Source organism: Variovorax sp. M-6, from assembly GCF_052114385.1.
In the GTDB taxonomy this organism is placed as follows: domain Bacteria; phylum Pseudomonadota; class Gammaproteobacteria; order Burkholderiales; family Burkholderiaceae_C; genus Variovorax.
Window position 1 is genome coordinate 196,703 of record NZ_JBFREQ010000004.1, and the last position, 13,660, is coordinate 210,362.

Genomic DNA, 13,660 nt, shown 5'->3' on the forward strand with positions numbered 1-13,660 from the left:
GCATGATCCCGACGCCCTCCCCACCCCTGCCGTTGTCCGCCGCCGAGGCGATGCGCCTCGCCCTGTCGCTGGCCCGCGCGGCCAGCACCACGGCGCCACCGAATCCCGCGGTCGGCTGCGTCATCGTGGCGGCCGACGGCCGCATCGTCGGCGCCGGCCAGACCCAGCGCGCCGGCGGTCCGCATGCGGAGATCATGGCCCTGCGCGACGCCGCCGCGCGCGGCGTCTCCACGACAGGCGCCACCGCCTTCGTGACGCTCGAACCCTGCTCCCACCACGGCCGCACCGGCCCTTGCTGCGACGCGCTGGTCCAGGCCGGCATCGCCAAGGTCGTCGCCTCGATCCCCGACCCGAACCCGCTGGTGTCGGGCCAGGGGTTCGAGCGCCTGCGCGCCGCCGGCGTCGAGGTCGAGGTCGGACCGCAGGCCGAAGCGGCGCGCGCCCTCAACATCGGCTTCCTCAGCCGAATGATCCGCAAGACCCCCTGGGTTCGCCTCAAGGCGGCGGCATCGCTCGACGGCAGGACCGCGCTCGAAAACGGCAGCAGCCAGTGGATCACCGGCGACGCGGCGCGTGCCGACGGCCATGCCTGGCGGGCCCGCGCCGGCGCCATCCTGACCGGCGTGGGCACGGTGATCGAGGACAACCCCCGGCTCGACGTGCGCGGGGTCGACACCGTGCGCCAGCCTCCCCTGGTGATTGTCGACAGCCGCCTGCAGACGCCGCCCGACGCGCGCCTTTTCGAGATCCCCGAGCGTCCGGTCTGGATCTACGCGGCCGCGCGCGACGACGACAGGGCCCGCGCCCTCGAGGCGCGCGGCGCCATCGTGAGCTGCCTGGCCAATGCCGACGGCAAGGTCGACCTCCGGGCCCTGCTCGCCGATCTCGCCCGGCGCGAAGTCAACGAACTGCACGTCGAGGCCGGCCACAAGCTCAACGGCTCGCTGATGCGCGAAGGCCTGGTCGACGAACTGCTGATCTACCTGGCGCCGAAGTTCATCGGCGACGGCCTGGGCATCGCCAGCCACCCCCATGCCGGCGGCGCCCTGACGTCGCTGGGCGGCGCGCTGGCGCTCGAGTTCCAGTCCTTCGAGGCCATCGGACCCGACCTCCGGATCGTCGCCCGGGTCGCCGGCCGGGACCACTTTTAGGACCGCGCCGAAGGACCGACCCGCATCTCTGCGAAAATGCGCGCATGTTCACCGGAATCATTACCGGCGTGGGGCGCATCGCCGCCGTCCACGACCTCGGCAGCTCTTCATCCCACGGCAAGCGTCTCAGCATTGCGGTGCCCGACGGCTATCTGGACGACGTGGGGCTCGGCGACAGCATTGCGCTCAACGGCGCCTGCATGACCGTCACCACGCTCGATCCGGCGCAAAGGCTGTTCACCATCGACATCTCCGCCGAATCGCTGGACAAGACAGCCGGCCTGTCCGATGCCGCGACGCGCGTGAATCTCGAGAAGGCGCTGCGCGCCAGCGACCGCCTGGGCGGCCACATCGTCTCCGGCCACGTCGACGGCATCGGCACCGTCAACCGCTTCGAGCCCGTCGGGGAGAGCTGGGAGCTGCGCGTGCTCGCACCGCCCGCGCTGGCCCGCTTCCTGGCCTACAAGGGCTCGATCACGGTCAATGGCGTGAGCCTCACGGTCAACAGCGTGAGCGACGGCCCGGACGGCTGCGACGTCAGCATCAACCTGATTCCGCACACGGTGGAGAACACCGCGCTCGGCGGCCTGAAGCCTGGCAGCCGGGTCAACCTCGAGATCGACACCGTCGCCCGTTACGTGGAGCGGATGCTCCATGCCGGCGTCATCCAACCACCCCAGAAAGACAGTTCCCCATGAACGCCTCCGTCACGCCGATCGGTGCCCCGCGCAGCGGCCGTGCACCCGCGCCCATTTCCCCGGTCGAGGAGATCGTGGCCGAGCTGCGCGCCGGCCGGATGGTGATCCTGGTCGACGAGGAAGACCGCGAGAACGAGGGCGACATCGTGCTCGCCGCCGACCACGTGACGCCCGAGGCGATCAACTTCATGGCGCGCCATGCGCGCGGCCTGATCTGCCTCACCCTGTCGCGCGAGATGTGCGAGCGGCTGCAGTTGCCGCCGATGGTGGCGCGCAACGGCGCCAAGCATTCGACCGCCTTCACGGTCTCGATCGAAGCCGCCGAAGGCGTGACCACCGGCATCTCGGCGGCCGACCGTTCGCGCACGGTGCAGGCGGCGGTGGCGCCCGACGCGGTCGCGTCCGACCTGGTCCAACCCGGCCACATCTTCCCTCTGCAGGCGGTCGACGGCGGCGTGCTGATGCGCGCCGGCCATACCGAAGCGGGTTGCGATCTCGCGGCCATGGCAGGCTGCTCGCCCGCTTCGGTGATCTGCGAAGTGATGAACGAGGACGGCACCATGGCGCGCCTGCCCGACCTGCAGCTCTTCGCGGCCGAGCACGACATCAAGATCGGCACCATCGCGGCCCTCATCGAACATCGCAGCCACACCGAAACGCTGATCGAGAAGGTCGGCTGCCGCGAGATCCAGACCGCCTGGGGTCCCTTCACGGCGCATGCGTTCAAGGACAAGCCGAGCCACGGCGTGCACCTGGCGCTGGTGCGCGGCAAGTGGAATGCCGGCGATACGGTGGACGTGCGCGTGCACGAGCCGCTCTCGGTGCTCGACGCGCTCGAGCTCAACCGCGGCCTGCATTCGTGGAGCCTCGACGCCAGCCTGGCCCATATCGCCACCCAGGGCCAGGGCGTGGCCGTGCTGCTGAACTGCGGCGAGACCGGCGCCGAGCTGCTGTCGCAGTTCGACGGCACCGCACGCCCTGCGCAGGCGCCGGAGCGCGGCCGCATGGACCTGCGCAGCTACGGCATCGGCGCCCAGATCCTGCGCGAGTGCGGGGTCCACAAGATGAACCTGCTCGGCACGCCGCGCCGCATGCCGAGCATTTCCGCCGGGTATGGGCTGGAGATCGCCGGCTACATCACGAAAGACGAAAGCTGATGCAACACGCGAACAAGGGCAGCGACGTCGCGCTCGACGGCAAGGGACTGCGCATCGGCATCGTGCAGGCGCGCTTCAACGAAGACATCACGGACGCACTGGCTGCGGCCTGCCGCTCGGAGCTGGCGGTGCTCGGCGTCGCCGATGCCGACATCGAGCACCTGAGCGTGCCGGGCGCGCTCGAAGTCCCGGTGGCGCTGCAAGCCCTGGCCGAGCGCCAGCGCTACCACGCGCTGGTCGCGCTGGGCTGCATCATCCGCGGCGAGACCTACCACTTCGAGCTGGTGGCCAACGAATCCGGCGCCAGCGTGAGCCGGCTGGCGCTGGACTACCGCATCCCGATCGCCAACGCGATCCTCACCACCGAAAACCTCGAACAGGCCGTGGCGCGACAGACCGACAAGGGCCGCGACGCCGCGCGCGTGGCGGTCGAGATGGCGCGGCTGCTCGCCACCCTTTCATGACCGAAGACACCAAAGCATCCAGCGGCAAGCCGCGCCAGACCCGCACCGGGCTCACCAGCACGGGGGCCCGCAAGGCCTCCGCCAAGTCGAACCGCAGCCGGGCGCGCGAGTTCGCGCTGCAGGCGCTCTACCAGCACCTGGTGGGCCGCAACGATGCGGCGTCCATCGACCAGTTCACGCGCGACCTGGCCGGCTTCCACAAGGCCGATGCGGCGCACTACGACGCGCTGCTGCACGGCGCGATCGAAGGCGCGGCCGAACTCGACGCCCTGATCGTGCCGCTGCTCGACCGCAAGCTCGAGGAGATCTCGCCTGTCGAGCACGCCGTGATGTGGATCGGCGTCTACGAGTTCCAGCACTGCCTCGACGTGCCCTGGCGCGTGGTGCTCAACGAGTGCATCGAGCTGACCAAGGAGTTCGGCGGCACCGATGGCCACAAGTACGTCAATGCCGTGCTCAACGGCCTCGCCCCCCAATTGCGCCGCGACGAGGTCGAGGCCGACCGATTGACAGGCAAGGCGAAGCCATGAGGATTTCGAGCCGCGCGGAACGCATCGAGCCCTTCTACGTGATGGAGGTGGCCAAGGCGGCCTCGAAGCTCGCGCGCGAGGTGGCGCACACCGACCGGCCGATGATCTTCCTGAACATCGGCGAGCCCGACTTCACCGCGCCGCCGCTGGTGCAGGAAGCGGCCGCGCGCGCGGTGCGCGCCGGCGCCACGCAGTACACCCAGGCCACCGGCCTCGATCACTTGCGCGAGCGCATCAGCGGCTGGTACGCCGAGCGCTTCAAGGTCGACGTTCCGGCGCGCCGCATCGTGATCACGGCCGGCGCCTCGGCCGCCCTGCAACTCGCCTGCCTGGCCCTGATCGAGGCCGGCGACGAGATGCTGCTGCCGGACCCGAGCTATCCCTGCAACCGCCACTTCGTGACCGCGGCCGACGGCCGCGCCGTGCTGGTGCCGACCACCGCGGCCGAGCGCTTCCAGCTCAGCGCCGCCAAGGTCGAGGCCGCCTGGACCGAGCGCACCCGCGGCGTGCTGCTGGCCTCGCCGTCGAACCCGACCGGCACCTCGATTGCGCCCGACGAACTGCGCCGCATCCACGAGGTCGTGAGCACGCGCGGCGGCATCACGCTGATCGACGAGATCTATCTCGGCCTGTCGTACGACGATGCCTTCGGGCAGACGGCGCTGGCGATCGACGACCAGGTGATCAGCATCAACAGCTTCAGCAAGTACTTCAACATGACCGGTTGGCGCCTCGGCTGGCTGGTGGTGCCCGATGCGCTGGTCCCGGCGGTGGAGCGCCTGGCGCAAAACCTCTTCATTTGCGCCAGCACGGTGTCGCAATACGCGGCGCTCGCCTGCTTCGAAGCCGACAGCATCGCCGAATACGAACGCCGGCGCGCCGAGTTCAAGGCTCGCCGCGACTGGTTCATCCCGCAGCTCCAGGCGCTCGGCCTCGAGGTGCCGGTGATGCCCGACGGTGCCTTCTACGCCTGGGCCGACTGCTCCTCGTTCGCCCGGAAGCTCGGCATCTCCGGCAGTTGGGATTTCGCCTTCGAGGCCATGAAGCAGGCCCATGTCGCGGTCACCCCGGGCCGCGACTTCGGTGCCGCCGAAACCGGGCGCTTCATCCGTTTTTCGACCGCCAGCTCGATGGCGCATCTCGAGGAATCGGTGGCCCGGCTGCGCGCCTGGGCCGGTGCCTGATGAGTTTTGCGCTCAACATCCGCGTCTACTGGGAAGACACCGATGCGGGCGGCATCGTGTTCTATGCCAACTACCTCAAGTTCATGGAGCGCGCCCGCACCGAGTGGCTGCGCTCGCTGGGCATCGCGCAGCGCCAGCTGCGCGAGGACACCGGCGGCATCTTCGTGGTCAGCGAGACCCAGCTCAAGTACCACCGCCCGGCCCGTCTCGACGACGAACTGCTGGTTACAGCCGAGCTGCGCCAGATCGGCTCGGCGTCACTGATAATCGCCCAGCGCGTGCTATCAAATTCAGAGCAATCCGCACCTGAGGTGGCGGCCGGACCCGTCCTGCTGTGCGAGGGCACGATTCGCATCGGCTGGGTCGATGCGGCCAGCTTGCGTCCCGCACGCATCCCGCGCCAAGTTTCGGGAACCCTCGAGCGCTACGCCTGCTCCATGTCTCAACCTCTCAAGCCATGAATCAACAAGACCTGTCGATCCTCTCCCTTCTGATCCACGCCAGCCTGCCGGTGCAGCTCGTGGTGCTGCTGCTGATCCTGGTCTCCGTCGCCAGCTGGGCAGCCATCTTCCGCAAGTATTTCGCGCTCAAGCGCACGCGCTCGCTGAACGACGACTTCGAACGCGACTTCTGGTCCGGCACCAGCCTGAACGAGCTGTTCTCCTCGGCCGCGCAAAACGCCAAGTTCGCGGGTCCGATGGAACGCATCTTCGCCTCCGGCATGCGCGAATACCAGAAGCTGCGCGAGCGCCACGTCTCGGATGCCGCCACCTTGCTCGACGGCGCTCGCCGCGCGATGCGGGCCAGCTACCAGCGCGAGCTCGATGCCGTCGAGCAGAACCTGTCCTTCCTGGCGACGGTCGGCTCGGTCTCGCCCTATGTCGGACTGTTCGGCACGGTCTGGGGGATCATGCACGCCTTCACCGGCCTGGCCGCGCTGGCCCAGGTGACGCTGTCGACCGTGGCGCCGGGCATCGCCGAGGCGCTGGTCGCCACCGCGATCGGCCTGTTCGCGGCGATCCCCGCCGTGGTCGCCTACAACCGCTTCGCGCGCGAGATCGACAAGATCGCGATCGCACTCGAGACCTTCATCGAGGAGTTCTCGAACATCCTGCAGCGCAACCTGACGGCCCACGTGAACCCGGCAACGGTGACCCCGGCCGGTCGCTGAACGGAGCACCGCACCATGCCCGCCATGTCCTCCCGCGGCCGCGGCCGCCGCACGATCAACGAGATCAACATGGTCCCGTTCATCGACGTGATGCTGGTGCTGCTGATCATCTTCATGGTCACGGCGCCGCTGATCACGCCGAGCGTGATCAACCTGCCCACCGTCGACAAGGCCAACAAGCAGCCCGACCGCCCGATCGAGATCGTGATCAAGAGCGACGACGAAGTACAGATCAAGAAGGATCCGTCCACCGGCAGCGGCGGCAGCTCGATCCCGATGACGCAGATCGGCGCGGCCGCCAAGACCGCACAGGGCGGCGACGCCGACCGGCCGGTGGTCATCAGCGCCGAAAAGACCGTGAAGTACGAGACCGTGGTGAAGGCGATGAACCAGCTCAAGCGCAGCGGCATCGAGCGGGTCGGCCTCTCGGTGCAGACCACCGGCGCGAAGTAAGGCATGTCGCTCGCCGCCGACCGCCCCGAATTCGCCCCGCCGCCGCAGCGCGGCACGCCGCGCGCCGTCTTGCTGGCGCTGATCGCCCATGCGCTGCTGATCGCCGCGCTGACCTGGGGCGTGAGCTGGCGGCGCGAGGCCGAGAACGATGCGGTCGAGGCCGAGCTGTGGTCCTCGACCATCCAGCAGGCCGCGCCGCGCGCCGTGGCGCCGGTGCCCGTACCGCCGGTCCCGACACCCACGCCGGCACCGCCGCCGCCCCCGCCGCCTCCGCCCCCGCCCCAGGCGGTCAGGCCGCCCGAACCCACGCCCGCGCCGAAGGCGCCCGACATCGCGCTCGAACGCGAGAAGAAGCTGAAGGAGCTGAAGGAGCGCGAGCTCGAGCAGCAGGCCCAGCAGAAGAAGCTCGAAGCGGCGAAGAAGGCGGCGCAGGAGAAGCGCGAGGCCGAGGCCCGCGAGCGCGCCGAGGACGAGGCCGAGCGCAAGAAGGAAGAGCAGAAGAAGCTGGCCGAGCAGAAGCGCAAGCAGGAGGCCGAGGCCAAGCAGGCCGAAGCCGCGAAGAAGAAGGAAGCCGAGACCAAGCAGGCGGCCCAGGCCGCGGCCGACCGCGCGGCCACGCTCAAGCGCATGCAGGCGATGGCGGGCTCAGGCGGCGAAGGCGCCGCCGCCAAGTCGTCGGGCCCCTCGGGCAGCTACGGTGGCAAGGTCAACGCCGCCGTGCGGCCCAACGTGGTGTTTCCTGACGCCGACATGGTCAGTGGCAATCCGGCCGCGGAGTTCGATGTCCGCCTTGCGCCCGACGGCACCATCGTCGGCACGCCGACCCTGACCAAATCGAGCGGTCTGCCCCGGTGGGACGAAGCCGCACTGCGCGCGCTGCAGAAGACCGAGAAGCTGCCGCGCGATATCGACGGCACTGTGCCGCCGCGGCTGATCATCACATTGAGACCGAAGCTCTGAAGGCCACGCTCAGCTGGCGTCAAGCATCCGGCGCGAGGCGCGGCCCGGCCAGCTGATCGATCAAGCCATGCGCGGCGATCGCCGCAAGCCATCCGATCACCACGCCGATCGCGATGTCCAGCGGGTAGTGCACGCCGAGGACCACCCGCGAGACGCTCACCAGGGCCGTGAGCGCGAGCAGGAAGCCACCCACCGGCCGGTAGCGCGGCACGAGCAGAAACGAGAATGCCAAGGCTCCGTAGACGGTGGCGTGGCTGCTCGGGAAGGACGGACTCGGTCCGTGCGCCAGGTGCTGGTAGCCCAGGCCGTTCTCGAAGGGGCGTGGCCGATCCCACGCCAGCGCAATGAGTTCGCAGGCCAGGCTGCCCAGCAGGATCGCCAGTGCGGCGGCCACGACCGGTCTGACCAGCGGCCGCCATCGATGAAGCGCCAGACCCACGATGAGCGCCGGCACCAGCCATTGGGCATGGACGGACAGGAAGTACCCCGCCTCCACCAGCCAGCTCTGAGCGCCGGCGTCCGCATTCAGCAGCAGGAACAGCTCCCGATCCAGCGCGATCATGGGGCCGGCCGCTATTCGTAGACCACCGACGCCTTGCCCGCCTCGGCCTGCGCCATCCAGCTCGCCAGTGCCGCGTCGGTCGGAAAGAACTTCGCCCGCTCGCCCAGTTGCAGCTCGACCTGCGCTCCGCCGCGTGCCAGCGACAGGCGCACGCCCAGCCCCTGCAGCAGGTCGCCATGTTCGCTCTGCTCGGTGCGCGGCGGAAAATCCTTCACCAGCCGAGCGATGTCGGGCGCCTTGCCGTTGACCGCCACGCGCAGGAACTTGCCGAAACGACAGCGCGCCGTCGCCAGGTCCCACACCTGCTGGACCTGGAAGCGGGCCTCGAAGCCGCCGCGGCCCGGTTGCAGGCGGCCGCTCACGATCACCAACTCGTCGTCCTTGAGCACATTGCGATTGGCGTTGAACAGGGCATCGTCGGCCGTCGCATCGATCGCGCCCGACTTGTCGTCGAGCTTGAAGATGGCGAGCCGGCCGCGCTGGCCGTTGATCATGCGGAAGTCGCTCACGATGCCCGCGATCACCTGCTGGTCCCGGCTGTCGAGCAGGTCGTCGATCTCGCGCTTGCAGAAGCGCCGCACTTCGTGCGCGACCTCGTCGAACAGGTGGCCCGACAAGTAGAAGCCGACGGCGGTCTTCTCATAGGTCAGGCGCTCCTTCACGCCCCAGGGCGTGGCGTCGACCAGGTCGGGCTCCTGCGTCGCCGAGCCGTGCTCGCTGTCGCCGAAGATGTCGACCTGCGCCGCATTCGCCTGGGTTGCATTGGCGAATTCGAAGGCGCGGTCGACCGAGGCGATCAGCGAGGCCCGGTTCTGCTGCAGCGAATMGAAGGCGCCGGCCTTGATCAGCGCCTCGACCGTGCGCTTGTTGATGCGCTGCCGGTCCACGCGCACGCAGAAGTCGAACAGGCTCGTGAAGGCACCGCCCTCCTCGCGCGCCTTCACGATCGCCTCGACCGCCAGCTGGCCTGTCCCCTTGACCGCGCCGAGCCCGTAGCGGATCGCGCGGTCGGTGACCGGCTCGAAGCGGTAGTTGCCGCGGTTCACGTCCGGCGGCTCGAAGCTCATGCCGAAGTTCTTCTGCGCGTCCTCGAACAGCACCTTGAGCTTGTCGGTGTCGTCCATTTCGACGGTCATGTTGGCGCAGAAGAACTCGGCCGTGTAGTGCACCTTGAGCCAGCCGGTGTGATAGGCCAGCAGCGAGTACGCGGCCGCGTGCGACTTGTTGAAGCCGTAGCCCGCGAACTTCTCCATCAGGTCGAAGATCTCGTCGGCCTTCTTCTGATCGATGTCGTTCTTGGCGGCCCCCTTGCGGAAGATCTCGCGGTGCTCCGCCATCTCCTCGGCCTTCTTCTTGCCCATTGCGCGGCGCAGCAGGTCGGCGCCGCCGAGCGAGTAGCCGCCCAGGATCTGCGCGGTCTGCATCACCTGCTCCTGGTAGACCATGATCCCGTAGGTCTCGGAGAGCATCTCGGCCACCAGCGGATGCGGGTACTCGACCGGCTCGCGGCCGTGCTTGCGCGCCACGAAGCTCGGGATCAGGTCCATCGGGCCCGGACGGTACAGCGCGTTGAGCGCGATCAGGTCTTCGAGCCGGGTCGGCCGCGCGTCCTTCAGCATGCCCTGCATGCCGCGCGATTCGAACTGGAACACGGCCTCGGTCTTGCCCTCGGAGAAGAGCTTGTAGGTCGGCACGTCGTCGAGCTTGATGTTCTCGTAGGCGAAGTTCTCCTGGCCCTTGTGGCGCGCGACGATGAAGTCCTTGGCGATCTCCAGGATGGTCAGCGTGGCAAGACCCAAGAAGTCGAACTTCACCAGGCCCACCGCCTCGACGTCGTCCTTGTCGTACTGGCTCACGGCCGAGTCGCTGCCCGGCTGCTGGTAGAGCGGACAGAAGTCGGTGAGCTTGCCCGGCGCGATCAGCACGCCGCCGGCGTGCATGCCGATGTTGCGCGTCATGCCTTCGAGCTTCTGCGCCAGCTCCACCAGCATGCGGACTTCTTCTTCCTTCTCGATCCGGGCCGCGAGCTGCGGCTCCGCCGCGATCGCGTACTTTTCCCGGTCGGCCTCCGACAGGTCGGCGGGCGGGTACTGGATGGTCACCGGCTTGCCCGGCTTGTTCGGGATCAGCTTGCTGATGCCGTCGCAGAACATGTAGCTCATGTCGAGCACGCGGCCGACGTCGCGGATCGCGGCGCGCGCGGCCATGGTGCCGAAGGTGGCGATCTGGCTCACCGCGTCGCGGCCGTACTTGTCCTTGACGTAGTCGATGACGCGGTCGCGGTTGCCCTGGCAGAAGTCGATGTCGAAGTCGGGCATCGAGACCCGCTCGGGGTTCAGGAAACGTTCGAACAGCAACTTGTATTCGAGCGGATCGAGGTCGGTGATCTTGAGCGCATAGGCGACCAGCGAACCGGCGCCCGAACCCCGGCCCGGTCCGACCGGGCAGCCGTTCTTCTTGGCCCAGTTGATGAAGTCGCCGACGATCAGGAAGTAGCCCGGAAAGCCCATCTTCAGGATCGTGTTGATCTCGAACTCGAGCCGCTCGACGTAGCGCGGGCGCTCGGCATCGCGCTTGGCCGCATCCGGGTACAGGTGCGCCAGCCGCGCTTCGAGCCCTTCGAAGGAGGCGACGCGGAAGTACTCCTCGATCGGCATGCCGTTGGGCGTCGGAAAATTGGGCAGCTGCGGCTTGCCCAGCACCAGCGTGAGGTTGCAGCGCTTGGCGATCTCGACCGTGTTGGCGAGCGCGCTCGGCACGTCGGCGAAGAGCGCGGCCATCTCGGCCGACGACTTGAAGTACTGCTCGCGCGTGAACTTGCGCACCCTGCGCGGGTTGCCGAGGATCTCGCCTTCGGAGATGCACACGCGCGCCTCGTGGGCCTCGTAGTCGTCGGCGGTGGCGAACTGCACCGGATGGGTCGCGACCACGGGCAGGCGCAGCCGGGCGGCAAGCTTCACGGCCGCGATCACGTGCGGCTCGTCCTCGGGCCGTCCGGCGCGCTGGAGTTCGATGTAGAAACGGTGCGGAAACAGGCCGGCGAGCTGCAGCGCGATCTCCGCGGCGCGCTCCTCCTGGCCTTGCAGCAGCGGCGCGCCGAGCGGCCCGGCCTGCGCGCCCGAGAGCGCGATCAGCCCACCCTGCAATTCTTCGAGCCAGGCCAGCTTGCAGGCGGCCTGGGCCTGGCCGCGGCCGACGTTCTGCGTCCAGGCGCGCGCCAGCAGCTCGGACAGGTGCAGATAGCCTTCCTTGTTCTGCACCAGCAGCACGATGCGCGTGAGAGCCCCGGGCTCGGCGCCCAGGCCTTCGACGTAGACCTCGGCGCCCAGCACCGGCTTGACGCCCTTGCTGCGCGCTTCCTTGTAGAACTTGACGGCGCCGAAGAGATTGTTGAGGTCGGTGATCGCCAGCGAAGGCTGGCCGTCGGCGGCCGCGGCCTTGACGACTTCATCGATGCGGTTGGTACCGTCGACGACGGAAAACTCGGTGTGCAGGCGCAGGTGAACGAACATCGTGCCATTGTAGAAAACGCCGCCTCCACGATGTGATGCGGGCATCCCTACAATCGCCCCCCGTGCAAGAAATACTGAATATCGCGGCTTACAAGTTCGTCGGCATCGCCGACGGCGCCGAGCTGCGCGACCACCTGCGTGCCCGCACGCATTCGCTGGCGCTCAAGGGCACCATCCTGCTGGCGCCCGAAGGCATCAACCTGTTCCTGGCCGGGGAAAAGGACCACGTCCATGCGTTCCTCGGCGAGTTGCGCGCCGATCCGCGCTTCGCCGACCTCGAAGCCAAGGAGAGCTGGTCTCAGGCACAGCCGTTCCGGCGCATGCTGGTCAAGCTGAAGCGCGAGATCATCCGGATGGACCATCCCGCGATCCAGCCGGCCGCGGGCCGCGCACCGGGCGTCGATGCGCCGACCCTCAAGCGCTGGCTCGACCAAGGGCATGACGACGCCGGAAAGCCGATCGCGCTGCTCGACACCCGCAACGCCTTCGAGGTCGAGCACGGCAGCTTCGACGGCGCGATCGACTGGCGCATCGGCAAGTTCACCGACTTTCCGAAGGCGCTGAAGAAGCACGCCGAATCGCTGGCCGGCAAGACGGTGGTCAGCTTCTGCACCGGCGGCATCCGCTGCGAGAAGGCCGCGATCCTGATGCGCGAGGAAGGCGTCGCCGACGTGCTGCAGCTCGAAGGCGGCATCCTCAAGTACTTCGAGCAGGTCGGCGGCGCGCACTATCACGGCGAGTGCTTCGTGTTCGACGGCCGGGAAGCCCTGGCGCCCGACTTGAGCGCACGCGCGAACCGCGCCAGCGCCCGGGCGCAGGAAGACCCGGACCTCGCCATCAAGCGCTGAATTCCTAGGCCTGCACCTGGAACGGGTGCCCCGGCAGCGGGATGAACTCGGTCTCGCCGGGCACCTGGCCCAGGCGCTGTGCGGCCCACTCGGCGCCGGCCTCGAGGATGCGCTCGCGCCGGCTCGAGACGAAGTTCCAGGTGATGAAGCGCGGGCCGTCGAGCGGCTCGCCGCCGATCACCACGAGGCGGACCGCGCGCTCGGCCGCCAGCACGCCGCCCGCGCCTTCGGGCAGCATCGCCATGGTGTGTTGCGCCACCGGCTCGCCGTCGAGCGTCAGGTCGCCGTCGATCGGATAGATGGCCAACTCGGGGGCCAGCGCCGGCAGCTCGAAGCGCGTGCCCGCCGGCAGCGCGAGGTCGAGATAGAGAGTCTGCGACAAGGTCGCGACCGGCGAGCGGACGCCGAAGGCTTCGCCGACCAGCACCCGGACCGGCACGCCCTGCACGTCCAGTGCCGGAATGTCGGCCGCCTCGGTGTGCACGAAGCTGGGCTCGGCCTCTTCATGGGCCTGCGGCAACGCGGCCCAGAGCTGCAGGCCGTGGTTCACATAGGTGGCGTCGAGCAGCGCCTCGGGCTTGCGCTCCGAATGCACGATGCCGCGCCCCGCGGTCATCCAGTTGATCGCGCCGGGGCGGATCTCCTGCACGCTGCCGAGGCTGTCGCGATGCATCATCGCGCCCTCGAAGAGATAGGTGACGGTCGCCAGGCCGATGTGCGGATGCGGCCGCACGTCATGCGCCTTGCCGGGCGTCTCGGTGGCCGGCCCGAAATGGTCGAAGAAGACGAAGGGGCCGACCGAACGGCGCTTCGCCGACGGCAGCAGGCGCCGGACGTTGAAGCCGCCTCCCAGATCCTTGTCGTGTGGTTGGAGCAGGAGCGGTGCGGTCATCGTGATTCCTTGGATATTGGGTTGCATTTCAGTCTTCCACCACGCCGTTGCGTGACCCGCACGGCGCATCAAACCGGC

14 protein-coding genes are annotated in these 13,660 nt (G+C 68.6%); 11 read left to right on the forward strand and 3 right to left on the reverse strand.

Annotation, left to right across the window (positions count from 1 at the left end):
* Positions 1–2 precede the first annotated feature (2 nt).
* From ribD to tolA, 10 genes are read left to right on the forward strand one after another with little or no spacing between them, the layout of a single operon-like run.
* Positions 3–1,151: a bifunctional diaminohydroxyphosphoribosylaminopyrimidine deaminase/5-amino-6-(5-phosphoribosylamino)uracil reductase RibD gene (gene ribD / locus AB4Z46_RS06785; protein ID WP_442282711.1), complete on the forward strand. Its 1,149-nt coding sequence runs from the start codon at positions 3–5 to the stop codon at positions 1,149–1,151.
* Between the two features lie 44 nt (positions 1,152–1,195).
* Entirely contained in the window at positions 1,196–1,849 is a 654-nt protein-coding gene (locus AB4Z46_RS06790; protein WP_442282712.1) for a riboflavin synthase, read from the forward strand.
* Positions 1,846–3,006: a bifunctional 3,4-dihydroxy-2-butanone-4-phosphate synthase/GTP cyclohydrolase II gene (gene ribBA / locus AB4Z46_RS06795; protein WP_442282713.1), complete on the forward strand. Its 1,161-nt coding sequence runs from the start codon at positions 1,846–1,848 to the stop codon at positions 3,004–3,006. The genes AB4Z46_RS06790 and ribBA overlap by 4 nt, the downstream gene beginning before the upstream one ends.
* Positions 3,006–3,470, forward strand: a complete 465-nt coding sequence (gene ribH, locus AB4Z46_RS06800; protein WP_442282714.1) for a 6,7-dimethyl-8-ribityllumazine synthase — start codon at positions 3,006–3,008, stop codon at positions 3,468–3,470. Before ribBA ends, ribH begins: the two co-directional genes overlap by 1 nt.
* Positions 3,467–4,000 carry a transcription antitermination factor NusB gene (gene nusB, locus AB4Z46_RS06805; protein ID WP_442282715.1) on the forward strand — a complete coding sequence of 178 codons (534 nt, stop codon included), beginning with the start codon at positions 3,467–3,469 and terminating at the stop codon, positions 3,998–4,000. Before ribH ends, nusB begins: the two co-directional genes overlap by 4 nt.
* Entirely contained in the window at positions 3,997–5,184 is a 1,188-nt protein-coding gene (locus tag AB4Z46_RS06810) for a pyridoxal phosphate-dependent aminotransferase (RefSeq protein ID WP_442282716.1), read from the forward strand. The genes nusB and AB4Z46_RS06810 overlap by 4 nt, the downstream gene beginning before the upstream one ends.
* Positions 5,184–5,645 (forward strand): tol-pal system-associated acyl-CoA thioesterase, encoded by a 462-nt coding sequence (ybgC, locus tag AB4Z46_RS06815; RefSeq protein WP_442282717.1) that lies wholly within the window; start codon positions 5,184–5,186, stop codon positions 5,643–5,645. Before AB4Z46_RS06810 ends, ybgC begins: the two co-directional genes overlap by 1 nt.
* The gene (tolQ, locus tag AB4Z46_RS06820; RefSeq protein ID WP_442282718.1) at positions 5,642–6,355 is read left to right on the forward strand and encodes a protein TolQ; all 714 of its coding nucleotides are present in this window, start codon (positions 5,642–5,644) and stop codon (positions 6,353–6,355) included. The genes ybgC and tolQ overlap by 4 nt, the downstream gene beginning before the upstream one ends.
* A gap of 15 nt (positions 6,356–6,370) precedes the next feature.
* Positions 6,371–6,808, forward strand: a complete 438-nt coding sequence (locus tag AB4Z46_RS06825) for a biopolymer transporter ExbD (protein ID WP_442282719.1) — start codon at positions 6,371–6,373, stop codon at positions 6,806–6,808.
* A 3-nt stretch (positions 6,809–6,811) separates the two neighbouring features.
* Positions 6,812–7,768, forward strand: coding sequence for a cell envelope integrity protein TolA (gene tolA / locus AB4Z46_RS06830; RefSeq protein ID WP_442282720.1), 957 nt, complete (start codon positions 6,812–6,814; stop codon positions 7,766–7,768).
* A 19-nt stretch (positions 7,769–7,787) separates the two neighbouring features.
* On the opposite strand, the gene AB4Z46_RS06835 is transcribed toward tolA, so the two are convergent.
* The gene (locus AB4Z46_RS06835) at positions 7,788–8,330 is read right to left on the reverse strand and encodes a phosphatase PAP2 family protein (RefSeq protein ID WP_442282721.1); all 543 of its coding nucleotides are present in this window, start codon (positions 8,328–8,330) and stop codon (positions 7,788–7,790) included.
* Positions 8,331–8,341: 11 nt separating this feature from the next.
* On the reverse strand, positions 8,342–11,842 hold the full coding sequence (gene dnaE / locus AB4Z46_RS06840) for a DNA polymerase III subunit alpha (protein ID WP_442282722.1): 3,501 nt from the start codon (positions 11,840–11,842) through the stop codon (positions 8,342–8,344).
* 62 nt (positions 11,843–11,904) lie between these two features.
* Here dnaE and AB4Z46_RS06845 point away from each other — a divergent pair, with 62 nt between their 5' ends.
* Positions 11,905–12,690 (forward strand): sulfurtransferase, encoded by a 786-nt coding sequence (locus tag AB4Z46_RS06845; protein WP_442282723.1) that lies wholly within the window; start codon positions 11,905–11,907, stop codon positions 12,688–12,690.
* 4 nt (positions 12,691–12,694) lie between these two features.
* Here the strand turns inward: AB4Z46_RS06845 and AB4Z46_RS06850 are convergent, their stop codons facing one another.
* Positions 12,695–13,582: a pirin family protein gene (locus AB4Z46_RS06850; RefSeq protein ID WP_442282724.1), complete on the reverse strand. Its 888-nt coding sequence runs from the start codon at positions 13,580–13,582 to the stop codon at positions 12,695–12,697.
* Positions 13,583–13,660: the final 78 nt, after the last annotated feature.